The sequence below is a fragment of the Streptomyces sp. NPDC051907 genome, from assembly GCF_040681075.1.
Taxonomy (GTDB): Bacteria; Actinomycetota; Actinomycetes; order Streptomycetales; family Streptomycetaceae; genus Streptomyces.
Window position 1 is genome coordinate 25,658 of sequence record NZ_JBFAYB010000050.1, and the last position, 23,118, is coordinate 48,775.

24 protein-coding genes are annotated in these 23,118 nt (G+C 71.9%); 11 read left to right on the plus strand and 13 right to left on the minus strand.

Features of this window, described 5'->3' with window-relative positions; genetic code table 11:
* Window positions 1-126: 126 nt before the first annotated feature.
* Entirely contained in the window at window positions 127-693 is a 567-nt protein-coding gene (locus AB0M39_RS24335) for a hypothetical protein (RefSeq protein WP_365367752.1), read from the minus strand.
* 324 nt (window positions 694-1,017) lie between these two features.
* Between AB0M39_RS24335 and AB0M39_RS24340 the strand changes: the two genes are divergently transcribed.
* From AB0M39_RS24340 to AB0M39_RS24355, 4 genes are all read left to right on the plus strand, one after another.
* Window positions 1,018-1,605, plus strand: a complete 588-nt coding sequence (locus tag AB0M39_RS24340; RefSeq protein ID WP_365367754.1) for a TIGR03086 family metal-binding protein — start codon at window positions 1,018-1,020, stop codon at window positions 1,603-1,605.
* Between the two features lie 195 nt (window positions 1,606-1,800).
* Entirely contained in the window at window positions 1,801-2,514 is a 714-nt protein-coding gene (locus AB0M39_RS24345; protein WP_365367756.1) for a DUF6215 domain-containing protein, read from the plus strand.
* A complete protein-coding gene (locus tag AB0M39_RS24350; RefSeq protein ID WP_365367758.1) occupies window positions 2,496-3,113 on the plus strand; it encodes a hypothetical protein in 618 nt (205 codons plus the stop codon). Before AB0M39_RS24345 ends, AB0M39_RS24350 begins: the two co-directional genes overlap by 19 nt.
* A 141-nt stretch (window positions 3,114-3,254) precedes the next feature.
* Window positions 3,255-4,358, plus strand: coding sequence for a PP2C family protein-serine/threonine phosphatase (locus AB0M39_RS24355; RefSeq protein WP_365367760.1), 1,104 nt, complete (start codon window positions 3,255-3,257; stop codon window positions 4,356-4,358).
* A 91-nt stretch (window positions 4,359-4,449) separates the two neighbouring features.
* Here the strand turns inward: AB0M39_RS24355 and AB0M39_RS24360 are convergent, their stop codons facing one another.
* From AB0M39_RS24360 to AB0M39_RS24380, 5 genes are all read right to left on the minus strand, one after another.
* Window positions 4,450-5,019: a hypothetical protein gene (locus tag AB0M39_RS24360; RefSeq protein WP_365367762.1), complete on the minus strand. Its 570-nt coding sequence runs from the start codon at window positions 5,017-5,019 to the stop codon at window positions 4,450-4,452.
* A gap of 27 nt (window positions 5,020-5,046) precedes the next feature.
* Entirely contained in the window at window positions 5,047-6,777 is a 1,731-nt protein-coding gene (locus tag AB0M39_RS24365) for an RNase A-like domain-containing protein (RefSeq protein WP_365367764.1), read from the minus strand.
* Window positions 6,777-6,926, minus strand: a complete 150-nt coding sequence (locus AB0M39_RS24370) for a hypothetical protein (RefSeq protein ID WP_365367766.1) — start codon at window positions 6,924-6,926, stop codon at window positions 6,777-6,779. Before AB0M39_RS24370 ends, AB0M39_RS24365 begins: the two co-directional genes overlap by 1 nt.
* A 212-nt stretch (window positions 6,927-7,138) precedes the next feature.
* Complete coding sequence (locus tag AB0M39_RS24375) at window positions 7,139-8,020, minus strand: hypothetical protein (protein WP_365367768.1); 882 nt, start codon at window positions 8,018-8,020, stop codon at window positions 7,139-7,141.
* Window positions 8,021-8,200: 180 nt separating this feature from the next.
* Window positions 8,201-8,593 (minus strand): DUF5997 family protein, encoded by a 393-nt coding sequence (locus AB0M39_RS24380; protein ID WP_365367770.1) that lies wholly within the window; start codon window positions 8,591-8,593, stop codon window positions 8,201-8,203.
* A 57-nt stretch (window positions 8,594-8,650) separates the two neighbouring features.
* On the opposite strand from AB0M39_RS24380, the gene AB0M39_RS24385 reads away from it, so the two are divergent.
* The gene (locus AB0M39_RS24385; RefSeq protein ID WP_365367772.1) at window positions 8,651-9,493 is read left to right on the plus strand and encodes a LysR substrate-binding domain-containing protein; all 843 of its coding nucleotides are present in this window, start codon (window positions 8,651-8,653) and stop codon (window positions 9,491-9,493) included.
* Window positions 9,494-9,505: 12 nt separating this feature from the next.
* Here the strand turns inward: AB0M39_RS24385 and AB0M39_RS24390 are convergent, their stop codons facing one another.
* Together AB0M39_RS24390 and AB0M39_RS24395 are read right to left on the minus strand one after the other, a co-directional pair.
* Complete coding sequence (locus AB0M39_RS24390) at window positions 9,506-9,943, minus strand: MerR family transcriptional regulator (protein ID WP_365367774.1); 438 nt, start codon at window positions 9,941-9,943, stop codon at window positions 9,506-9,508.
* A 188-nt stretch (window positions 9,944-10,131) separates the two neighbouring features.
* On the minus strand, window positions 10,132-12,354 hold the full coding sequence (locus AB0M39_RS24395) for an NADP-dependent isocitrate dehydrogenase (RefSeq protein WP_365367776.1): 2,223 nt from the start codon (window positions 12,352-12,354) through the stop codon (window positions 10,132-10,134).
* Window positions 12,355-12,553: 199 nt separating this feature from the next.
* On the opposite strand from AB0M39_RS24395, the gene AB0M39_RS24400 reads away from it, so the two are divergent.
* Window positions 12,554-12,916, plus strand: coding sequence for a YciI family protein (locus tag AB0M39_RS24400; protein WP_365367778.1), 363 nt, complete (start codon window positions 12,554-12,556; stop codon window positions 12,914-12,916).
* Window positions 12,917-13,359: 443 nt separating this feature from the next.
* Entirely contained in the window at window positions 13,360-14,601 is a 1,242-nt protein-coding gene (locus AB0M39_RS24405; protein WP_365367780.1) for a sigma-70 family RNA polymerase sigma factor, read from the plus strand.
* Between the two features lie 43 nt (window positions 14,602-14,644).
* On the opposite strand, the gene AB0M39_RS24410 is transcribed toward AB0M39_RS24405, so the two are convergent.
* Entirely contained in the window at window positions 14,645-15,220 is a 576-nt protein-coding gene (locus AB0M39_RS24410; protein ID WP_365367782.1) for a histidine phosphatase family protein, read from the minus strand.
* 235 nt (window positions 15,221-15,455) lie between these two features.
* Complete coding sequence (locus AB0M39_RS24415; RefSeq protein ID WP_365367784.1) at window positions 15,456-16,892, minus strand: PLP-dependent aminotransferase family protein; 1,437 nt, start codon at window positions 16,890-16,892, stop codon at window positions 15,456-15,458.
* Here AB0M39_RS24415 and AB0M39_RS24420 point away from each other — a divergent pair.
* Both AB0M39_RS24420 and AB0M39_RS24425 read left to right on the plus strand, forming a co-directional pair.
* The gene (locus AB0M39_RS24420) at window positions 16,891-17,787 is read left to right on the plus strand and encodes a DMT family transporter (RefSeq protein ID WP_365367786.1); all 897 of its coding nucleotides are present in this window, start codon (window positions 16,891-16,893) and stop codon (window positions 17,785-17,787) included. The genes AB0M39_RS24415 and AB0M39_RS24420 overlap by 2 nt on opposite strands.
* A gap of 139 nt (window positions 17,788-17,926) precedes the next feature.
* Entirely contained in the window at window positions 17,927-18,118 is a 192-nt protein-coding gene (locus tag AB0M39_RS24425) for a DUF1918 domain-containing protein (protein WP_365367788.1), read from the plus strand.
* Window positions 18,119-18,273: 155 nt separating this feature from the next.
* On the opposite strand, the gene AB0M39_RS24430 is transcribed toward AB0M39_RS24425, so the two are convergent.
* On the minus strand, window positions 18,274-19,491 hold the full coding sequence (locus AB0M39_RS24430; protein ID WP_365367790.1) for a family 10 glycosylhydrolase: 1,218 nt from the start codon (window positions 19,489-19,491) through the stop codon (window positions 18,274-18,276).
* 197 nt (window positions 19,492-19,688) lie between these two features.
* On the opposite strand from AB0M39_RS24430, the gene AB0M39_RS24435 reads away from it, so the two are divergent.
* Both AB0M39_RS24435 and AB0M39_RS24440 read left to right on the plus strand, forming a co-directional pair.
* A complete protein-coding gene (locus AB0M39_RS24435; RefSeq protein WP_365367792.1) occupies window positions 19,689-20,549 on the plus strand; it encodes a 3-hydroxybutyryl-CoA dehydrogenase in 861 nt (286 codons plus the stop codon).
* A gap of 132 nt (window positions 20,550-20,681) precedes the next feature.
* Window positions 20,682-20,939: a hypothetical protein gene (locus AB0M39_RS24440; protein ID WP_365367794.1), complete on the plus strand. Its 258-nt coding sequence runs from the start codon at window positions 20,682-20,684 to the stop codon at window positions 20,937-20,939.
* A 72-nt stretch (window positions 20,940-21,011) separates the two neighbouring features.
* On the opposite strand, the gene AB0M39_RS24445 is transcribed toward AB0M39_RS24440, so the two are convergent.
* Both AB0M39_RS24445 and AB0M39_RS24450 read right to left on the minus strand, forming a co-directional pair.
* A complete protein-coding gene (locus AB0M39_RS24445; protein ID WP_365367796.1) occupies window positions 21,012-21,542 on the minus strand; it encodes an NUDIX domain-containing protein in 531 nt (176 codons plus the stop codon).
* A 51-nt stretch (window positions 21,543-21,593) separates the two neighbouring features.
* Window positions 21,594-22,934: a transcriptional regulator gene (locus tag AB0M39_RS24450; RefSeq protein WP_365367798.1), complete on the minus strand. Its 1,341-nt coding sequence runs from the start codon at window positions 22,932-22,934 to the stop codon at window positions 21,594-21,596.
* Between the last annotated feature and the right edge of the window lie 184 nt (window positions 22,935-23,118).

Here is a 23,118-nt window from a genome sequence, read left to right on the forward strand (position 1 = left end):
CTGACGGCAAGGCCAGCTGGGTGGACGGTGTGGGCGGCGCCACTCTCTCAACTGGCCGACGGGAGTGCCCAGTCACAGCGCGACGGGGTGCCCCGGTGGGCCGCCGAGCGACCTCGGCGCGACCGTTCAGTGGCTGACGGCGGCTTTGACGAGGGCGACGGCCAGGCCGATCGCCGCGTCGAGCGCGCCGGCCAGCAGGGCGACCGCGGTGCCGTTGCCCATCCGGACGCCGCCGTACCAGCCCCAGCCGAACAGGCTGGCCACGCTGACCCCGGCCGCCGTGAACAGCGCGGTCTCCAGGTACATCACGTCCAGGGCCGCGGCGCCGATCAGGAGGAGCGGGCCGACCGCGGACAGCAGCAGCGGGCTGCTGACCCACAGCATCCGGCGCAGCTCCGCACCCGTGGCCACCCGGCCGTGGACGGTGCGGTGGGCCTGCTCGTCGGCGACGAGCGTCGCCAGCCAGAGGCCGACGGCGGCGGCCGTCACGCTGGCCGCGGCGCCGGCGGGAGTGGCGTGCTCGACCGCCGACAGGCCGATCACCACGGAGATCATGGTGATGGTCGCGTACAGGCGCTCCTTGAGCCAGTTGAGCTGATCGGCCGTGGCCTGCCGGCTGTCGCCCGCCGCGGCCGCGGAGCCGTCGACCGGGAGGGGCTCACGTCCGGCGCCCTCGCTGTCGTCTTGGCCCATGCCGTCAGCGTAAGTGCGCAACGCTGCCTCTCTGACGCTACGTCAGGGTGTGTCGCCGGGGTGAGTCAGGCGGCGGGCGCCGAGCACACCGGCGACGGCGATACCTCCGCCCAGGACGCTGGCGAGGGCTTCGCGGAACAGTATGCGGGAGGCGACGGCGGTGAGGGCGACGCCGTCGACTGCCCGACTCCGTAGGCGAGTTCGAGGGACAGTACGTCGCGCGGCCCAATGCCCTGATGTGCGCTTTTGCGAATTCCGTGGCCGCCGGGGCTGCGGCTCTGCCAGGGTGTGGCTTTCCAGACCATGATCCGGAGAGGTGGCACCATGAGCACATCCACGAACTGGCCCGTCCTCGCCCAGTCCCACGACGCTCTGCTCACCGCCGTCCGCGGCGTGGCGCCGGGCGACTGGGAGCGGTCCACCCCGTGCGCGGAGTGGAACGTCCTCCAGGTGCTCCAGCACGCGGCGGGCGACCAGCTGGGCTATGCCGCGTTCCTCGGCGAGGGCGCCGGCCCCGGCTACGACCCGTTCGCGCCCTCCGGGAAGCTGGACGACGAACCGCTCGCGGTGGCGGAGGCGGCGGTGCGCACGGCGGCGGCCGCGTGGTCGCGGGTGGCCGCGGACCAGGCGGAGGTGCCCGTCCCGCTCCCGCCCAACAAGATGCCCGCGGCCCTCGGCGCGAGCGCCTGCGCCCTGGACGCGGCCGTGCACGCCTGGGACATCGCCGTCGCCACCGGGCAGCCGTCGCCGCTGACCCCGGAGCTCGCGACCGAACTGCTCGCAGCGGCCAGACAGTTCGTCGAACCGCTGAGAGCCTTCGCCTTCGCACCGGTGGTGCAGGAGGAGCCGGGGGACGACGCGGTGGCGGAGCTGCTGAAGTACCTGGGACGGCGGCCCGACTGGGCGGCGTGACAGCCGGCGTCGTCCTGAGGAGAGTCCGTCGGACACTCCAGAGCTCTCCAGTCGGCCGCACAGGCCGGCTGGAGAGCTCTGTGTCGCCAAGGCCCGATGTCTCGGGCCCCGGTGAAGGTCAATCTCCTTGTCCGCCCGTTGAACACGAGTTAATGTCCCCGAGCACGTATCGGGGGATCACAGCAGGCGGGGGTCATGGCAGACGATTTCGACGCGCCCAAGAAAGCGGGCGCATGGGGGCAGGCGGTCGCGGCCGTGGCGGTGGTCGCGGCGCTCGGCGGCGGCCTGTGGGCGCTCCAGGCGCAGGAGACCGAGGCGTCCTCGAAGGGCGAGGCGCGTGCCGCCACCTGCTCGGACGGGGAGCCCGAGAAGGAGCAGGAGAAGACGGGGAAGGGCCCCCGGCATGTCTCCGGACTGCAGCTGTGCGAGGCGCTGAACCGTCCCGACCTCGCTGAACTGCTGGGCACGCCCGGCGAGAGGGCGAAGACCGCCGGGGGTTCCGACAGCTCCTTCAAGACCGGCAGCGGCAAGGAGATCGACACTCCCTCGGCCAAGATCGAGTACGACACCTACACGGTGAACCTCGCGGCCACCTACGACGGTCTCAAGGTGACCGACTCCGCCTCGCTTCTGCGGGACAGCCGGCAGCAGCGGGTCCTGGGCCGCCCGGGGATCGTCTACTCGGACCAGACCATCAGCATCCGCTTCCGCCTCGACGGGAGCGACAGCGAGACCGGCGCCGGCGTCCCGGCCCGCGTCGTCTCCGTGGCGCAGGACGCGAAGGACAGCGGCGGCTCCTTCGAGCTGACCCTGTGGCGCACGGACGGCACGATGCCGGACGACACGGTGCTGCTCCGCGTCGCCGAGAAGGTGCTGCCGACGCTCCCGGGGTGGGCTGCCGAACGGTGACGGCCTCGGGCGGCGCCGCCCCGGCGTCCGGAGCTCCCGCGGGGGCCGCGCGTGAGCCGGCCCCCGCGGCGCTGACCGGCATGCGGCAGGCGCTCGCCTACCGGGACAGTCGCTTCGTCGACTTCCAGGACTTCGACTACCCCGGCGGCCGGGGCCATGGGCGTCGATGGGTCCACATCAAGCGCTTCCGCCTCCCGGACGGCTCGCCGGCCGACCGGGAGCTGCTGGACGCCTTGATCGCGCACCCGGAGTTCCGGGACACCTACGACGGCGCCGGGATCTGGTCAGAGCCGCGGCACGGCCCGTGGTGGTCGGACCGGATCAGCTCCGGCACGTACCAGAGCGTCGAAGCGTCGACGGCGCTCAGCACGATCGACGCCTGGGCAGCCGGCGGCGCTCCCCTCCCTTCGGACCTGGACGCGAGGCTGCACGCGGCGGTCCGCACGCCCGTACGCCGGGCGACGAGCCGGTACGTCCTCGGAGCCCTCCCCGACGACGCGCACCACGACTACGGCCCGATCCACACCGCGTTCCACGAACTCGTCCTCGTCGACCGGCGCACCCGCTCCCTCGCCCTCGTGGTCGCCGCCGACGACTGAGGCAGCGGGGCGAGGTCGCCGCGCTGAGTGGAACACTCATGAGCGGCGAGGCAGGCTGGACGCATGCGGTCGCTCTTCCGCTCGTCTCCTCACCCCGGGGACGGCGGTCACAGGCGGGTCCTCTTCACACTGGCACAGTGCGTGCCCTTCGCTATCGCGCTGGCCGTGCTGGCCGTCGAGCTCTCGCCCGCACACGCCCTGGTCACCGGCCCCGTCCTCACCGCCGCGCCGGCGCTGGCGGCACTGACGATGGGCCCGAAGGGCACCCTGGCCGCGGCCGGCCTCGCCCTGGCGGTCAATGTGGCGACAGCCACCTACAACCACGCCTGGGGCACCCAGCAGGTCTTCGGCAACCTTCTGGGGCTGCTCCTGGTGTCCGTGGCCAGCGTCACGATGAGCAACGCGGTGCGCACACGCAGGCAGAGCGAGCTCGACCAGGTGCGCAAGATCGCCGTGGCGGCCCAGGAGGTCATCCTGCGGCCCGTGCCCGAGCGCCTGGGCCCGCTGCACGCGGCCAGCCTGTCCCTGGCAGCGGGCACCGGCGCGCAGGTCGGCGGCGACCTCTACGAGGCCGTGCAGTCCCCCTACGGCGTCCGGATCATCGTGGGGGACGTCCGAGGCAAGGGGCTGGCCGCCGTACGCGCGGTCGCGGTGGCGCTGGGCGCGTTCCGAGAGGCCGTGCACTACGAGGACGACCTGGTGGAGGTCATGAACCACTGCAGCGCCGCGCTGCGGCGCGAGGTCGCGGTGTCGGGCGCGTACGACCAGGAGGTGCTGATCGAGGGCTTCACCACCGCGCTCATGGCCCAGGTGCCCCGCGAGCCCGTGGTGCACCTGGTCAACCGCGGCCATCCGCCTCCGCTGCTGCTGCACCAGGACGCGATCCAACCTCTGACGCCCAGCACGCCGATGCCGCCCCTCGGCTTGGAAGACCTCGTGGCCGGGCCGCCGGAAGCGCCCGAGACCTATCCGTTCGCGCCCGGCGACCGTCTGCTGCTGTACACGGACGGCGTGATCGAGGCCCGCAACGCCGACAACGAGTTCTTCGCCCTGCCCGAGGCGATGGCGGCGCTGCGCGCCCTGACCCCGTCGGAGTTCCTGGAGGAGCTGCACCAGGCGCTGGTCCGCCACACCGGAGGCCAGCTGTCGGACGACGTGGCGATGATCCTGGTCGACCGGACGGACGAAGAGGTCGGCGTGCAGGTCAGCCCGGCCGCCGACCTCTCCCGCGACAGACCGCGCTGAGCACGGCAGGCGCGTCGTCCTGGCCGTCGAGACAGGGGCGGCCGATCCGGGGGCACGGTCCGGCCTGCTGGGGCCTGGCGGGATTCCCCGCTCAGATGGGATTGAACGACCAGAAGAGGCCGATCTCCTCGTCGGCGACGACCACGAGCCCGTAGTCGGCGGTGTACTCCGTCAGGGAGATCCAGCCGGGCGACTTCCTCAGAAGGTCCGGCGACTGCGTGCTCTTGGCGTCGGTCACGTTGGTGTAGCAGTCGTAGCGCGGTCCGAACCGAGCGAGCAGCGTCCCCGCGTCAGCGAGAAGGCTCTCCTTGTTCTCCGCGAAGTCGGGGACGTTGGCGAGCTCGCACCAGTCGTCCGTCATCGCGACGAGGAGAGCGGAGGCCGTCTCGGGCGTCACCGGGTAGAGGCGCTGCCGCAGCAGCTCGACGCTGGGCTCCAGAAAGGGGAAGGACGGCCGGCGGGAGGGGTTCTCCTCCCGGCCCTCCCGGTCCCAGTCGAGGGAGAGCCAGCCGCGCGGGTCTTCCGCCCGGCGGTTCATGACGGCCAGGGCGTCGATCCGCCAGTCCGTACGCGTTCTCGGGCCGGTCGCCACGAGCACGTACTCGTCGTCGAACAGGCGCAGAGCCGCTGCCGCCCAGGCGTCTTCGTCAACAGAGGTCATGTCAGGTCAGGGTCCTGCCGGGGTTCGTCATAGGGCGGGCATGGAGGTGAGGACGACGAAGGGCGGGTCGACGCGGGAATCGTAGCGAAGAACCGTGCTGATGTTCGTCGCCTCGATCGCCTTGGCGTTCACCCCGTGCTGCTTGTATCCGCTGCCCGGAATCTCGTCTCCGTTGGCGTCCTTGGCCGGCTGCTTAGTGACGCTGGTTCCCGTGCTCGCGTCGGGCCCCTTGGTGACGAACTTCTCGGTCTCCCCGTCCGACGGCGGCGGGGGCCCCTTGAGCCAGGCCTGGATGTCGGCGGACTTCTTGTCGATGTTGTACTGGGTGTACTTCTGCGCCTCTTCCATGTTCCGGAACGAGGAGGCCGCGCTCACCGACGGCTTTCCGTGCGGCCAGGCGTCGGTCGCATGGGTTCCCTGGTCGCGGAGCCGCTGTGCCAGCTGCGGGTCGCTCAGCCCCACGTGCTTGTCGACGCTGTGCCCGCCGTTCAGCCACTCATGGGACGCCAGGTCGATCTTGTAGACCCCGTTCTGGGTGTCCTCCGTGCTGTTCCACTTGGGGTTCGGCTTGAAGTCGTCGAGGGCTCGTGCGCCGAAGGACTGGGCGCGCGCCTCCTCGGCCTTGAAGGTGGGAGCGCTGAGGTACGCCTCTTCCAGAGGCTTCTTCAATGCTTCGAATTGCGAGGTCAGTCCGTCGACCGTGTTCTCGTACCTCTTCACGATCGCGTTCATGCCCGCGGTATCGATGTTCAGCGGGACGTTCATGCCGACGGAGGCCAGACCCTTGCCGATTCCCTTGATGAGCCCTTTGACGTCCTTCACGTCGACGCCGTCCTTGAAGTCGACGTCGGCGACGGCCTTCTTGACCGCTCTCAGGTATTCGTCGTAGACGTCGGCGTTCAGCTCGACCGCCGCCTCGGCGAACTCGCGGAGGAGGTCGCTGATCTTCCTGCTGGTGTCGGACAGCACCGCGAACACGGGATGCGTGGCCCCGGACGGCGACGACGCGCTGTCGTGCTTCCACTCGTAGCCCGCGGTGGACTTGCCCCAGGCGGTGCTGCCCCACAGCGAGCTGCAGAACTGCCGCATGGCGTCGTGCCACTCGCTGTTGGACTGAGTGGTGATGCCGCTCATATAGCGGATCAGATCGCCCTCGAAGATGGCGAGGGACCGGTTGGCAGCCCCCCAGTTCCCGGACAGGGTGTTCAGGTTGTGCTGATGCGGAAAGGGATAGACGTCCGGGACCCGGCCCATGCGATAGGCGTGCTTGATGGCCGCGCGGACCGCGTCCATGAGCGCGTCGGGGACCCATTCCAGGATCCTGGCCCAGATGCCGTCGCCGCCGTCGTCGTCGCCCCACTTGAGGTCGGTGACCTTCCGGTAGGCGGGGGGCGTCTGGATGACGTGCGGCGGGGGCTTGGTGACCGGCGCCTGCGTGCCCGAGGGGTGTGACGCCGCGTCCGCCTTGGCGTAGTTGTTGGCCGTGACGGTGAAGCCGACGGCCGCGCCGCCGACGCTCACCACGCTCTTCGCCCACACGTCGAGGAAGCGGTTGCCGACCTCCATATAGGCCGTGGAGAACGCCTGGGCGGAGGTGCCGAAGCCGCCGGCGTCCTGGTACTCGCCGAGGTCGTCCAGCAGCTTGTTCGCCGCCTTGTGCAGGTCCGACTGCTCGGTGGCGAAGTCGCCGGAGACCCGGAATAGATCGGACGGCTTGACGTCGATCGTGCCGTTCGCCGGCGCGGGCGGGGTGCCCATCAGACGACCCCCCAGCCTCGCAGGACGGCACGGCGGGCGGCGCCGCAGCCGGCATGAGCGTCCGTCACGGCCTCGCGCGGCGCGGTGAAGCCGCCACTCGTACAGCCGCCGCTCGTACAGCCGCCTATGCGGTCGTCGGTCTCCACCATCACTCCCCCTAGAGTCACCCGACCCTAACAACGCCGCCCGACTGCCCGGCAGTTGCGAAAACGAAGAGGAACGTGATCTTCATTACGGGGGCCGGGGCGAAACGCTGAGTCAGGACGGCTTTCAGCAGGGGTCGGCAGCTCCAGGGTTCCGTCATGTGCTTCCGCAATGACCCAATTCGAGATGCGGCCGACGGAGTCTGACGGGGCGTCGGTCAGGGCGAGGGCGGCGCCGCCGGGACCACGCGGTCGGGGCGGTCGGCCTCGGCGGCGGCCAGATCCGCGTACAGGCGCAATGTGTCGCCGTCCCGCCGCACCCGCGGGTCGGTCCATATCTCCTGGGGGCCGGGAACGAACACCTGCGTCGCGGCCCGTTCGGCGTCGTGGACGACCAGCGAGATGATGTGGCAGGCCAGCTGTCCGAACGCGAGTCGCTGCTCCGGATGGTCCTCCGGACCCTCGGCCTCCACCACGTAGAACCGGTCGTCCAGCCAGTGGCCGGTCCGTTCCAGCATGATGTCCTGAGCCACCGGCACGCCGTCCACCCAGAGCCTCACGCTGAGGTCGCCCGTGTCGTCGCGCAGATGCACGGCCCGGTGCCGCTCGTCGTCGGTGAAGTCCACATTGAGCTCGTACGGGGTCCAGCAGTCCCAGAACGAGTCGCAGGCGCCCGGGATCGGTCCCGTCCGGCCGCGAAGCTCAGCGCCTGTGCGCTCGACGGGGTCGAGCCGGCAGGTCTCCGGCTCCCGGCAGCTGCGGTCGGTGCGACGGGTGCAGCCGAGCCCCAGGGCCGCGCAGTCGCGCGGGGACGCCCGGGACAGCAGCTCGACGAGGTGCTCGCAGTATCTGGCCTCGCCGACCAGGCTGCGGATGTGGTTCCCGGGGTCGGTCCACCAGACGAACAGGTCCACCCCGGCCTGCGAGCGCTGCAGCCATGGCTTCCACTGCTCGCCCCGCTCCCCCCACGGATGCGTGATCACCGGCTCCGCCTGCTGCGCGACCGGCTGCTCCACGGGCTCCTCGGCCTGTACCTCAACCTGCGGCGGCGCCTCCTCAGCTTCCGCCCGGCTGCTCTTCCTGCCCCATCGCCAGTTCATGGCCGCCCCCGGCTCCCCCTCGACGACGACCGGAACGGCAGCCGGCCGATGAGCTGTCACCGATCGTAGAACGAGCCCATCGAACACATCGACGCATTTCTCACCTCCTGCTGCGCAGGGTGGCGAGGGACCGTGAGACGGCGGGAGGGGGGCGAGGGGTACAGGGCAGGCGGCGGCCGGTCAGCGCGCCTTGTCGTCGCGCTCCGCGTTCTTCTCCTTGATGCGCGCCGCTTCCTTCCGGACCTCGGCCTGGGTGGCGCGCTCCTTCTGGAGCCACTCGGGGGACTCCTGCTTCAGCGCCTCGATCTGCTCCGTGGTGAGGGCGTCCGTGACGCCGCCGCGCGCGAGACCGGAGATGGAGACGCCCAGCTTCGCCGCGACCACCGGCCGGGGGTGCGGGCCGTTGCGCCGCAGTTCCTGCAGCCACTCGGGCGGGTCGGTCTGGAGTGCGTTCAGCTCGGTGCGCGAGACGACACCCTCCTGGAACTCTGCGGGGGTGGCCTCGAGGTACACACCCAGCTTCTTCGCCGCGGTCGCGGGCTTCATCGTCTGGGCGGTCTGGTGCGACGTCATACGCCAAGGGTATCGAGCATGTGCGCTACCTCCGACCACGACCGGTAACCTGGCGGGGTGACAGGCTCGGAAGTACCCCCTTCGTTCCGGCTCGCGTATGTCCCGGGTGTGACGCCGACCAAGTGGGTGCGGATCTGGAACGAGCGCCTGCCCGACGTACCGCTGACGCTCGTCGCGGTGCCCGCCGCAGAGGCCGTCGACGTACTGCGGGACGGCGGCGCCGACGCGGGACTGGTACGGCTGCCGGTCGACCGGACGCACCTCAGCGCGATCCCCCTCTACACCGAGACGACCGTGGTCGTGGTCCCGAAGGACCATGTCGTGGCGGCGGTCGAGGAGGTGTCCCCCGAGGACCTGGCCGACGACATCGTGCTGCACCCCCTCGACGACACCCTCGAGTGGGAGAGCCGCCCGGGGCTGCCGGCGAACGAGCGCCCCCCGACGACGGCGGACGCAATCGAACTGGTGGCGGCAGGCGTGGGCGTGCTCGTCGTCCCGCAGTCGCTCGCCCGTCTGCACCACCGCAAAGACCTCACGTACCGGCCGGTCCTGAACGCCCCCGAGTCCCGTGTCGCGCTGTCGTGGCCGGAGGAGGAGACCACCGATCTGGTGGAGCAGTTCATCGGGATCGTCCGCGGGCGGACCGTGAACAGCTCGCGGGGCCGCCCCCTGGCCTCGGCGCCGTCGAAGGACAAGCGCCCCGACGCGGGCGGCGCCCAGCGAAAGCCCGCCTCGGGCAAGGGCGGAGCCGGCAAGTCGGCCGGAAAGCCTGGGCAGCCCGGGAAGCCGGGCGGCAGAGGCGCGGCCGGGAAGTCGACCGGCAAGAGCCCGCGGAGCGGTTCCGGCGGCTCCGGCGGCTCTAAGAGCGTCAAGCGAGGCAAGCCCCGCCGCCGTCCGTGACCCGGGAGGGCGTCAGGGGGTCGTCTGCGCGCCCCTCGCCCTCTGGCCGGCGCCACCCGACGACGTGGTGCCCGACGCGCCACTTGACGACGTACCGCCCGACGCCGCGTCGATCACGTCGTCCAGGACGCCGCGCGAGCGGATCAGGTCCGTGATCATCCGGTCGATGCGCTCGCGCTCCGCGGTGAGCTCGTCGACCAGCATCGGGGTGGCGATCTCGGTGGGGCCGCCGTCCGCGTCCCGCATACAGGGCAGCAGCTGCACGATCTTGGCGCTGTGCAGCCCCGCGGCGAAGAGCTCCTGGATGCGGATGACCCGGTCGACCGCGCGTTCGGGGTACTCGCGCTGGCCGCCGGGGGTGCGGTCGGCCGCCAGCAGCCCCTGCTTCTCGTAGTAGCGCAGCGACCGCTCGCTCACTCCGGTGCGCTGAGCCAGTTCTCCGATGCGCATGCCCACCTCGCCTGTCGTCGCATGCCGTCTCGACGCGTCTGAACCTGACACTGATGTCAGGTTCTACCACCGTACCGGTATGACGAACCCCGTACGAAGTGCTGGCCGCCCCGGACCGCTTGACTGCGCAGACGGGTCCGCCCCGGCCAGCAGAACGCCGGCCGGGGCGGAACGCGCGGGTCGTCGCCTCAGGCGAGGGTCGCCAGCGCCTGGTTGAGCGTCGCCGACGGACGCATGACGGCCGAGGCCTTGGTCACGTCGGGCTGGTAGTAGCCGCCGATGTCGGCCGGCGAGCCCTGTACCGCGATCAGCTCGTCGACGATGGTCTGCTCCTGCTCGGCGAGCGTCTTGGCCAGGGCCGCGAACGCCTCCGCGAGCTGCGCGTCGTCGGTCTGCCTCGCCAGCTCCTGGGCCCAGTAGAGCGCCAGGTAGAAGTGGCTGCCGCGGTTGTCGATACCGCCGACGCGGCGGCTGGGCGACTTGTTCTCGTTCAGGAACGAGCCGGTCGCGCGGTCGAGCGTGTCGGCGAGGATCTGGGCGCGCGCGTTGCCCGTGGTCGTCGCGAGGTGCTCGAAGCTGACGGCGAGGGCGAGGAACTCGCCCAGGCTGTCCCAGCGCAGGTAGTTCTCCTTGACCAGCTGCTGGACGTGCTTCGGGGCGGAGCCGCCGGCGCCGGTCTCGAAGAGGCCGCCGCCGTTCATCAGCGGGACGACCGAGAGCATCTTGGCGCTGGTGCCCAGCTCCAGGATCGGGAACAGGTCGGTCAGGTAGTCGCGCAGGACGTTGCCGGTGACCGAGATCGTGTCCTCGCCGCGGCGGATGCGCTCCAGCGAGAAGGTGATCGCGTCGACCGGCGCCTTGATCTCGATCTGCAGGCCCTCGGTGTCGTGCTCCGCGAGGTACGTCTTGACCTTGGCGATCAGCTGGGCGTCGTGCGCCCGGCCCTCGTCCAGCCAGAACACGGCCGGGTCGCCGGTCGCGCGGGCGCGGGTGACGGCCAGCTTGACCCAGTCCTGGATCGGGAGGTCCTTGGTCTGGCACATCCGGAAGATGTCGCCGACGGCGACCGGCTGCTCCAGGACGACGGCGCCCTCGGCGTCGACGACGCGGACGACGCCCGCAGCGGCGATCTCGAAGGTCTTGTCGTGGCTGCCGTACTCCTCGGCCTTCTGGGCCATCAGACCGACGTTGGGCACCGAGCCCATCGTGGACGGGTCGTACGCGCCGTGCGCACGGCAGTCGTCGACGACGGCCTGGTAGATGCCGGCGTAGCTGCTGTCCGGGAGGACGGCGAGGGTGTCGGCCTCCTGGCCGTCCGGGCCCCACATGTGGCCGGAGGTGCGGATCATCGCCGGCATCGAGGCGTCGACGATGACGTCGCTCGGCACGTGCAGGTTGGTGATGCCGCGGTCGGAGTCGACCATCGCCAGGGCCGGGCCCTGGGCGATCTCGGCCTCGAAGGAGGCCTTGATCTCGTCGCCCAGGTGGGGAACCGCGCCCAGGCCGTTCAGGATGGTGCCGAGGCCGTCGTTCGGGGACAGGCCGGCGGCGACGAGCACCTCGCCGTACTTCTCGAACGTCTGCGGGAAGAAGGCGCGCACGACGTGACCGAAGACGATCGGGTCGGAGACCTTCATCATCGTGGCCTTGAGGTGCACGGAGAACAGCACGCCCTCGGCCTTGGCGCGCGCGACCTGCGCGGCCAGGAACTCGCGCAGGGCGGCCACACGCATCACGGAGGCGTCGACGACCTCGCCCGCGAGGACGGGTACGGACTCGCGCAGCACGGTGGTCGTGCCGTCGGCGGCCGCCAGCTCGATACGGAGCGAGCCGTCCTCAGCGATCACGGTGGACTTCTCGGTGGAGCGGAAGTCGTCGGCGCCCATGGTGGCGACGTTGGTCTTGGAGTCGGCGCTCCAGGCGCCCATGCGGTGCGGGTGGGCCTTGGCGTAGTTCTTGACCGACGCGGGGGCGCGGCGGTCGGAGTTGCCCTCGCGCAGGACCGGGTTGACGGCGCTGCCCTTGACCTTGTCGTACCGCGCGCGGACGTCCTTGTCCTCGTCGGTCTGCGGGTCGTCCGGGTAGTCCGGCAGCGCGTAGCCCTGCTCCTGCAGCTCGGCGACGGCCGCCTTCAACTGCGGGATGGAGGCCGAGATGTTCGGCAGCTTGATGATGTTGGCGCCGGGCGTCTTGGCCAGCTCGCCGAGCTCGGCGAGGGCGTCGTCGATGCGCTGGCTCTCCTTGAGGCGCTCGGGGAAGCTGGCGATGATCCGCCCTGCCAGAGAGATGTCACGGGTCTCCACACTGACCCCGGCCGTCGAGGCGTAGGCCTGGACCACCGGCAAGAACGAATGGGTCGCCAGGGCCGGGGCCTCGTCAGTGTGTGTGTAGATGATGGTCGAGTCAGTCACCGGGTGCTCCGCTCCACGTCTGCAACATTGCTCGACATCAAGATATCTCCTGATCGAACATCACTCGACCGGCCCCCGTCTCAGGGTGTCGGCAATACGTCGGCAATACGCCCGGCGATGCGTGTCGATCCGGCCGGAAGGCGTTCGTATAGAGGGTGAGACGCGGGCACGAGGCCGGCGGCCGGACCGAGGAGTGATCATGAAGCAGTATCTGCTCAGCATCTACCAGCCCGACGGGGACCCGCCGCCGCCCGAGTTCCTGGAGCCGATCATGCGGGACCTGGAGGCGGTGAACGCCGAGATCAGGGCGGCGGGGGCGTGGGTGTTCGCCGGGGGCCTGCATCCGCCGAGCACGGCGACGGTGCTGCGGCTGAAGGACGGCGGGGGCGGCGAAGTGCTCGCGACGGACGGCCCGTACGTGGAGGGCAAGGAGCACATCGGCGGATTCACGGTGATCCAGGCGGAGGATCTCGACGCCGCGCTGGAATGGGGCCGAAAACTCGCCCGGGCGATCACCCTCCCGATCGAGGTCCGCCCCCTGGAGCACGGCAGCAGCGGATGAGCCGGGCGTCGGGGCGGAAGGGGGTGGGCGGGGAGGGGGTGGGCGTGGGCCGGGGCGGGGGCCGGGAGGGCTCCGGGCTGGCGGCGCGGAACGCGGCGGGGTCGGGGGTGCCGGAGGGGCGGGAGGGGTCGGGCGCGTCGGAGGGGCCAGGGCCTTCGGGGCCCGCTGCGCCGGAGAGGCCGGGCACGCCCAAGACGCCGGAGCCTTCCGGCTCTGCCGCGCCGCACGGTCCGGACCGACCGCTTGCGCCTGAGACGCCGGGTGCCTCGGACAGGCCGGTGCCTTCCCGCTCCGGCGCGCCGGAGAGCCCGCGCGTGTCGGAGACGCCCGATGGGCCAGACACGCCCGAGTCGCCGGTGGCGTCCGAATCCGCCGCAGCCGAGACCGCCGCGGCGGTCGGGGGCCCGGGGGCCGGCGTTCAGCAGGCAGGTGGCGGCGGCGACGTGGCCGGCGTTCGGGTCGAGCGGGTCTTTCGGGAGGAGTACGGGCGTGCCGTCGCCGTGCTCGTCCGTCGGTTCGGCGATATCGATCTCGCCGAGGAGGCGGTCCAAGACGCCTTCGCCTCCGCTCTTCAGCGGTGGCCGGCGACCGGGCCGCCGCCCAGTCCGGCCGGCTGGATCATCACCACCGCCCGCAATCGCGCCGTCGACCGGCTCCGCCGCGAGGCCTCCCGTGCCGACCGGCACGCCCAGGCCGCCGCGCTGCTCGAGGCGCGCGACGACACGGTCGAGGAGGACCCCGTGCAGGACGACCGGCTGCGCCTGATCTTCACCTGCTGCCATCCCTCGCTCGCCCCGGCCGCGCAGGTCGCCCTGACGCTGCGGCTGCTGGGCGGCCTCACCACGGCGGAGATCGCGGGCGCGTTCCTGGTGGCCGAGCCGACGATGGCGCAGCGGCTGGTGCGGGCGAAGGGGAAGATCCGCGACGCGGGGATCCCGTACCGCGTTCCGAGCGAGGCGGAGCTGCCGGACCGGCTGCGGGCCGTGCTGGCCGTCGTCTACCTCGTCTTCAACGAGGGGTACGCCGCCCGCTCCGGCGGACAGCTCGTCCGCGAGGACCTCTGCGCGGAGGCCGTCCGCCTCGGACGGCTGCTCGCCGAGCTGATGCCGGACGAGCCTGAGGTCATGGGCCTGCTGGGGCTGATGCTCCTCACCGACGCCCGCCGGGCGGCCCGCACCGCGCCGGACGGCCGGCTGATCCTGCTGGCCGAGCAGGACCGGACTCTCTGGAACCGCGCCCTGATCGCGGAGGGCCAGGCGATCGTGCGGCGGTGCCTGCGGCTGGAGCGGCCCGGTCCGTACCAGATCCAGGCGGCGGTCAACGCCGTGCACAGCGATGCCCCGACCGCGTCCGCCACGGACTGGAGGCAGATCGTCCAGCTCTACGACCAGCTGCTCGCCCTCGCCCCGACCCCGGTCGCCGCGCTCAACCGCGCGGTCGCGGTGGCCGAGGTCGACGGCCCGGTCGCCGCGCTCGCCCTGGTCGAGGAGCTCGGGCCGCGGCTCGACGGCTACTACCTCTTCCACGCGGTCCGCGCCGATCTGCTGCGCCGGCTGGACCGCACGGCGGAGGCGTACGAGGCGTACGCGTCCGCGGCGGCCCTCGCCGGGAACGACGCGGAGCGGGACTTCCTCCAGCGCCGCCGCGACGCGCTGGCGCCCCCAGACGCCCCGGACGCTCCCTAGATCACCCCTAGCCGCCCCCGGTTCGACGCCGCCTCAGGCCACCTCAGGCCGCCGAGCCCAGGCGCAGGCTCCAGCGGCCCTTCAGCCCCGTGAGCGTGACCGTGGACAGCGGGCGGACGTCCACGCTCCAGTACGCGGCGGGCGGCGCCTTCAGCGCGTACACCAGTGCCGCCCGTACGACCGCCGGCTCCGCGACCGCCACGATCACCCCGCCGTCGTCGGCCGGCCGGGTGTCCAGCCAGCTCCCTATCCGCGAGATGAAGGCGAGCAGCGGCTCGCCGCCGTGCGGGGCGGAGCGCGGGTCGGCGAGCCAGGCGTCGACCGCGTCGGGCTCCATGGCCGCCACCTCCGCGAAGGTGTAGCCGCGCCAGCGGCCCATGTCGCAGTCGCGCAGGGCGGGCTGGGCCATCGGCGCGTAGCCCAGGGCCTCGCCGGTGGCGCGGCTGCGGGCGGTGGGCGAGCAGTAGCGCAGCTCGGCCGCGCTCAGCGGCACCAAGGCGTGCGCGGCGAGCTGCACCTCGTGCCAGCCGGCCTGGTCGAGCGGCCGGTCGTCGTCGAAGCGCTCGGCCAGCAGGGAGGAACTGCGCGCGGCAGCCACCAACGTGATCCGGACACTCATGGCGAGATCGTGGAGGGGAACGCTCCGCTGGTCAAGGGGAGAAATTGGGCGCCGGGGAGACCGACGACGGAACGCCGTTCCGCCACCGGAATCTCACCCACCGGATTCGCTCGCCGCCCGCTCCTCCGCCGGATTCGCTCGCCGCCCCCTCCCCCGCCGGATCCACTCGCCGCCCGCGCCTCCCCTCCCCGGGATTCGCTCACGGCCTCCCCCGCCCCCGTCGACGATCGCGCCCTCAGCCCAGCGCCTCGTCGCACGCGACCCGCAGCCGCCGCACGCCCTCCGCGATCTCCGCCAGGCCCGCCACGCCCGCGAAGCTGAGGCGCACATGCCCAGCCGGGGGCTCCGCGCTGAAGTACGGGCGGCCGGGCGCGACGGCGACGCCCGCCCGCAGGGCCGCCGAGACCAGCGCCGCCTCGTCCGCGCCGTCGGGCAGCCGCAGCCAGAGGTGGTAGCCGCCGGACGGGATGTGCGGGAGGGCGAGCTCGGGCAGCGACAGCCGCAGCGCGGCGGTCATCGCGTCCCGGCGCGCCTTCAACTCGGCGGCGACGGTGCGCAGATGACGGTTCCACGCGGGGGAGCCCACGAGCTCCAGCGCCGCCTCCTGGAGGGGGCGCGGCACGAAGAAGCTGTCGACGACATGGATGGCCCGCAGCCGCTCCAGGACCGGCCCTCGGGCGGCCAGCATCCCCACGCGCAGGCTCGGCGAGGTCGCCTTGGTGAGCGAGCTGACATGGACGACCACCCCGTCGGGGTCGTCCGCGGCGAGCGCCGGCGGCAGCGGGCCCGCGTCCTCGTGCACCAGCCGGCGGGCGAAGTCGTCCTCGACGACGAACGCGCCCGCCTCCCGCGCGATGCGCAGCACCTCGGCCCGCCGATCGGGCGAGAGCACCGAGCCGGTCGGGTTCTGGAACAGCGGCTGGCAGACCAGGACCCGGGCGCCGGTGGCCTTGAAGGCGGCGGCGAGCAGGTCGGTCCGGACTCCCCCGGCATCCGCGGGCACCGGCACCGGCCGCACCCCGGCCGCTCGGGCGATGGCGAGCATGCCCGGGTAGGTGGGCGACTCGACGAGCGCGGGGGCGCCGGGCGGGGCCAGCGCGCGCAGGGCGCAGGCGAGGGCGGCCTGCCCGCCGGCGGTGACCAGCACGTCGGCGGGGCCGACGCCGTCGCCGAGACCGCGGGCGAACCATTCGCGCAGCTCCGGCAGCCCGTCGACGGGCGGCCGGCTCCAGGCCCCGGGCCGGCGTCCGGCGCGTGCGAGGGCGGCGGACATCGCTCGCTCCGGCTGGAGGGACGCGTGGAGGTAGCCGCCGTTGAACTCGACGACCCCGGTCGCCGGCGCGGCAAGGGTGACCAGGACCCCGGAGGCGTCCACGGCGCGCGGGACGACGTCGGCCGCCGCGTCGGCGCTGAGGGCGACCTCCTGCCAGGAGGTGTCGCCCGTGGGCGGGGCGGCGGCTCGAGGCTGTGCCCGGAAGGCGCCCGCGCCCGGGCGGGTGACGACCAGCCCCTCGGCGGCGAGCTGCGCGATCGCGCGGGAGACCGTCACCGGGGAGACGCGGTAGCGCTCGACCAGCGCCCGGCTGGACGGCAGCTTTCCACCCAGTGAGTAGCGGTCCAGCTCGCGCTTCAGCGCATTCACCAGGTCAGCCACACTGCTACGCTCTTGCATGACAGCACAGGATAGCGCTACCCGCCCCACCACGATAGCGGTGAGCAACGGAACCCTCCTCGCCGGGCTGGGCGTCGTCGCCTTCTCGCTCACGTTCCCCTCCACCGTCTGGGGCCTGGAGAGCTTCGGCCCGTGGAGTCTGGTGGCCGTACGGAGCGTGCTCGCCGCGCTCGTCGCCGGCGGCTTCCTGCTGGCGCTGCGGGCGCCGCTGCCCGAGCGCCGGCACTGGGCGGGCCTCGCGGTGGTGGCGGCGGGCGTGATCGTCGGCTTCCCGCTGCTGACGACGCTGGCGCTCCAGACGTCGAGCACCTCCCACGCGGCCGTGGTGGTGGGGCTGGTCCCGCTGACGACCGCCGCGTTCGCCGCCGTGCGGACCGGGCGCAGGCCGTCCCGCACGTTCTGGCTGGCCGCGCTCGCCGGGGCGGCCGTGGTGATCGCGTTCACCGTCCAGCAGAGCGGCGGCGCGCTGCACAGCGGCGACGTCTACCTCTTCGGCGCGCTGGTGGTCTGCGCGGCCGGCTACACCGAGGGCGGCAGGCTGGCCCGGGAGTTTCCCGGCTGGCAGGTGATCGGCTGGGCGCTGGTCCTCACGCTCCCCCTGGCGATGGCCGGCTCGGCCGTCGCCCTGGCCTTCGAGCCCGTGCGGCTGACCGCGCACGGGGTGATCGGGCTGGCCTGGGTCGCGGCCGGGTCCACCTTCTTCGGGCTGTACGTCTGGTACAGCGGCATGGCCTCGATCGGCATCGCGAAGGCCAGCCAGCTCCAGCTCGCCCAGCCGCTGCTCACTCTGGTGTGGTCGGTGTCACTGCTGGACGAGGAGCTCGCGCCGGCCGCCCCGGTCGCCGCCGCAGCCGTCCTGGTGTGCATCGCGGTCACCCAGCGAGCCCGATCGTGAGGGCGCGACTCCGGGCTGCAGTGCGGGCGTGACTCCCGCTGCGGTGCGGGTGCGACTCCGGGCTGCGGTGAGGGTGCAACTCCAGGCTGCGGCCTTAGACTCAGAACACGGACCATCCCGATCGAGGAGGTCACTCCCGATGCATGCGAACGTGGGCGACCATCTGCTGACGCACGGCAGGACCGTGGGCCAGCACGACCGGATCGCCGAAGTCGTCGAGGTGCTGGGGCCCGAGGGCAACCCCCCGTTCCGCGTCCGTTTCGAGGACGGGCACGAGACCGTGATGTCCCCCGGCCCGGACACCGTCGTACAGCCGCACGAAGCCGTCTGACACAGCCTGTCCCGCCGCCGTCCGTCCTGGCTCGGCCCGTCGCCGGCTCAGCGCGTCCGAATCAGTCCATCTGAATCGGCCCGTCTGAGTCGGCCCGTCTGACCCAGCTCGGCGATCAGGCCACCTGCCTCGGCTCGACTCACGGCCCGGCTCGCTCAGCTCGGCGGAAGCACTGGGGTCGGATAGTGGTCGGCCACCACTTTGGCCATCGCCCCGATGCGATCGGCCCTGACCTCCTTCGCCGAGAAGAAGCAGTGGCCGAGCGGCTCGGCGAACGTCTTGGCGAGCGTGAGGTGGCGGGACAGCTCGGCCGGGTCGTTCCAGGGCGCGCTCTGGGCAGGGTCGCCCGCCTTGTAGAGCGCCTCGCCGATGTAGAGGTGGACGCCGGAGCCCGCGGCCACCGCGTCCCACCACCGCACCAGCTCGGCGTAGTCGGCGGGCTCGAAGCCGATGCTCCAGTACAGCTGGGGGGTGACGTAGTCGATCCAGCCCTCCGTGACCCACTTGCGGACGTCGGCGTGCAGATCGTCGTAGGTCTGCACGCCCGCCCGGGTCGCCGAGCCGAGCGGGTCGGTGGAGGCGTTGCGCCAGACCCCGAAGGGGCTGATGCCGAAACGGACGCCGCTCCTGGTGGCCTTGATCCCCGCGGCGGTCTCCTGCACCAGCTTGTCGATGTTGTCGCGCCGCCAGGAGGCCTTGTCGGGGAAGTCCCCGCCGTGCTCGACGAACGTCGCGTCGTCGTCGAAGACCTGGCCGAGGATCGGATACGGGTAGAAGTAGTCGTCGAAGTGGACCGCGTCCACGTCGTAGCGGCTGACCGCGTCGAGCATCGCCTCCTGGACGAAGCTGCGGACGGCGGGGATGCCGGGGTTGTAGTAGAGCTTCCCGCCGTAGGCGAGGACCCACTCCGGGTGCACCCGCGCGGGATGGCTTGCCACCAGGCGGGACGGGTCGCCGTGCACCGCGACGCGGTACGGGTTGAACCAGGCGTGCAGCTCCAGCCCTCGCTTGTGGGCCTCCTCCACGGCGGTGCCCAGCGGGTCCCAGCCGGGGTCCTTGCCCTGTGTGCCGGAGAGGTATTCGGACCAGGGCTCGTGTGGTGAGGGCCACAGGGCGTCCGCGGCCGGCCGGACCTGGAAGACCACGGCGTTCAGCCTGCGCTCGACGGCGCAGTCGAGGTGCGCGAGGAGCTCGGCGCGCTGCTCGGCGGCGGGCAGGCCCGGCTTGGACGGCCAGTCGCGGTTGACCACGCTCGCCAGCCACATCCCGCGGAACTCCTGGCGGGCCGCGCGCCGGCCCCTGCCCGCTCCGCCCGCGGCCGTGTCCCCTGTCGCCGCGAGCGCGGCCAGCGCCGCGACGGCGGTCACGACCATGCCTCTTCTACAGAAATGCCGCATTTGTCATCCCTTCTGTGCCCGTCGGCCAGGGGCGTTCCGAAGGAGCATGCCCGCCCCTGGCCCTCCTGCATCGGCGCAAGCGGAGTAACGTCGTGGGGTCGAGGCGGGCGCCGGGATCACACGGGGGACCTGCCGCACGAAGGATCAGCGAAAGGCACGAGGTGACGGACTCAATGGCCGACATTGCACGCGTCGGGGTGGTGGGCTGCGGCCAGATGGGCGCGGGCATCGCGGAGGTGTGCGCCCGCAGCGGCCTCGAGGTGAAGGTCGCCGAGACCACGGGCGAGGCCCTGGAGATCGGTCGCACCCGGCTCTACAACTCTCTTTCGAAGGCCGCCGAACGCGGGAAGATCTCCGAGGAGGAGCGCGACGCGACGCTGGCGCGGCTGAGCTTCACCACCGACCTCGGGGAGTTCGCCGACCGCGATCTCGTCATCGAGGCCGTCGTGGAGAACGAGCAGGTCAAGACCGAGATCTTCCAGGTGCTCGACCAGGTGGTGACCCGCCAGGACGCGATCCTCGCGTCGAACACCTCGTCCATCCCGCTGGTGAAGCTGGCCGTCGCGACCTCCCGGCCCGACCAGGTCATCGGCATCCACTTCTTCAACCCGGCCCCGGTCCAGAAGCTCGTCGAGCTGATCCCGGCGCTCACCACCTCCGAGGAGACGATCAAGCGCTCCGAGGCCGTGGTGCAGCAGGTGCTGGACAAGCACCCGATCCGCGCCCAGGACCGCTCGGGCTTCGTGGTGAACGCCCTGCTCATTCCGTATCTGCTCTCCGCGATCCGGATGTTCGAGTCGGGCATCGCGAGCCGCGAGGACATCGACAACGGCATGGAGCTGGGCTGCGCCCACCCCATGGGTCCGCTCAAGCTCTCCGACCTGATCGGCCTGGACACCGTCGCCTCGGTCGCCGACTCGATGTACTCGGAGTTCAAGGAGCCGCTGTACGCCGCTCCCCCGCTGCTGCAGCGGATGGTGGACGCGGGACGCCTCGGCCGCAAGACGGGCTCCGGCTTCTACTCGTACTCCTGATTCACACGGAGTGTGCGGGGCGTGCTCGCATATGCCGTGCGCACACGCTCCCGCCTTGTGACCAGGGAGAGTTGACTCGGTCCCGCTCAGTCAAGGGCCCGTTGCCCAACTCTCCCCCGGAGGAGCCACACCGTGACCACCGACTCTGATCACTTAGTGGTCGTCGAAGAGTTCGCAGAACTGCGTCGCAGCCTCGACGTCGGCCTCGCCCGCATCGACGGGCAACTGGCGCTGCTCGCCCACCGCAACGACCAGGTCGACCGCGATCTGAACGATCTGGCCGCACGCGTCGGGGCGATGGAGCAGACCAGGTGGCCGCTGCCCGCCATGGCCGCACTGACCGCGCTGGGAGCGCTGGCGGTGACGGTCTGGCAGGCTCTCGGCCACTAGCGGGCGTTCCCCGCGGACCGCTCGCCGCCAGGGGGCGCCGGCAGGACCGATGACACCCCCTGGCCGCCTCGTTCAGCCCAGGCGCAGATGGTGGAGCATGAGCAGCCCGGCCGCCATGTTGGCGGCCGGGATCTCACCGCGGGCGATCATGTCGGGCACGAGTTTCAGCGGAATCCACTCGCGGCGCGAGGACTCGAAGTCGTCCTGGGGGTGCCCGATGTACGTCGCGTCCTCGGACCAGTAGAGATGGTGCCGGGCGTCGGTCAGCCCGTTGGAGGGCTCGACCGTCAGCAGGTGCTGGAGCGGGCCGGGGCGCCAGCCCGTCTCCTCCTCCATCTCGCGCGCCGCCGCGGCCGCGATGTCCTCGCCGTCCTCGACGACGCCGGCCGCGAGCTCCCAGCCCCAGCTGTCGGTGATGAAGCGGTGGCGCCAGAGCATCAGCACCTCGTTGGCCCGGTTGACCGCGGTCGCGACGGCGACGGGTCGTAGCCGGATGAGGAAGTGGTCCAGATGCCGCCCGTCGGGGAGCTCGACGTCGGCCAGGTTGACCCTGAACCAGCGGTTTTCATACACAGTTTGTTCGCTTAATTTCGTCCACTGCACTTTTCTGCCACCTTCCGACAAGTAGATGGCAATATCGCAGCAGGAGCTAGGTCAGAGGGGAACGCGCAGTGCTCCGTCGATGAGCTCGGCCGCCTCCTCGGCGCCGGTGCAGCCGCTCGCCACCAGATGCTCGCGCACCGCGCGCAGCCGGTCCCGCAGCCGCTGCGACTCCATCCCCCGGGCCCGCTCGACCATCTCCGCAGCGGTCTGCGCGGCCCTGTCCACGTCTCCTTGGCGCAGCTCGATCTGGCTGAGCATGGCGAGGCGGTGGACCCGGCCGCGGTCGTGCGCGGGGGTGTCAACGGCCGCGTCGGCGTGCTCGCGGGCCCCCGCGAGATCACCCAGGCTGAGCAAGGCTTCGGCGACCTGTACGTTGACCAGGCCCGGCTGGACGTAGCCCGTCTCGTCCGGCTCGTATCCCGGACGGATTCGCTCCGCCTCCAGTTCGGCCCGCCGGATGCACCGCAGGGCCCCGCTGCCGTCGCCGAGATGCGCGTACGCCTTCGCCTGCATCGCGTACAGATCGGCGGCCAGCGCCGGGGTGATCTGCCGCCCGGCGGCCCGCAGCGCCGCCTCCGCGAAGGCCACCGCCTGCCGGTGCTCGGCCATGAACAGCGACTGGTTGACCAGCAGCGCGATGACATAGGCGCCAAGTCCCCGGTCCCCGCTGGCCTTCGCCAGTCTCAGCGCCTGGTGGAAGTAGCGCTGGGCCAGGCCGTGGGCGTTGGAGTCGTACGCGCAGATGCCGGCGACCGAGACCAGGCCGCCGGTCGCCCGGTGCAGCTGGCGGCCCATGGCGTCGCTGTAGCCGCCGCGCAGCAGGGGCGCGGTCTCGGCGTTCAGGAAGCCGACGACGCGCGAACGGGTCGCTATGCCGCCCGCCTTGCGGTACATCAGCTCGTAGTGCGCCCTGGCTGCCCGGAGCATCTTGATGTCCGCCATCGAGACCCGCGTCTGGCCGCTGCGGGAGACGTCCGCGTCCTCCGGAGGGTTCTCCCACTCCCATACGGGCATCACGGCGGGGGTGCCGGTGACCGCCGGCGCCTCGATGATGTGCGGGCGCTGCTGCTCGTCGGAGCGCCACAGCGCGGTGGCCCGCTCGACGAAGCCGGAGAGCGGCGAGCCGGGGGCCGACTCCGACTCTCCCGGGGCCCCGAAGCCGATGTCCCCGAGCGTGATGGCCCGGTGCAGCCGGCTCGCGAGCACCTCGCAGATCAGGTCGGGCACCTGGCCGCGCGGGCGCTGGCCCTTCAACCAGCGTGCCACGGCCGTGTGTTCGTACCGCAGCGACAGACCTCTGGCCCGGCCGGCGTGGTTGACGCGGACGGCGAGGCCCGCGTTGGAGATGCCGGCCTCGTCGAGGAGGGCGTCGAGCAGGGTGTTGGGCTGCATGGGCCCCTCCGTTGGCTCGGTGGGTTCAGCCTAGTGGAGGACGATTCGCACGGGGTGTGAACCGAATGCCCTCATCTGTGCCGCGCGCGCTCTGCCGCCGCGCGGCTCACACCGATTGACTGAAATGCCTCTCAAGGAGGCGGCCGGGCCGCCGGCTCCCCCTCGTACAGTACGGCGGCCCTCA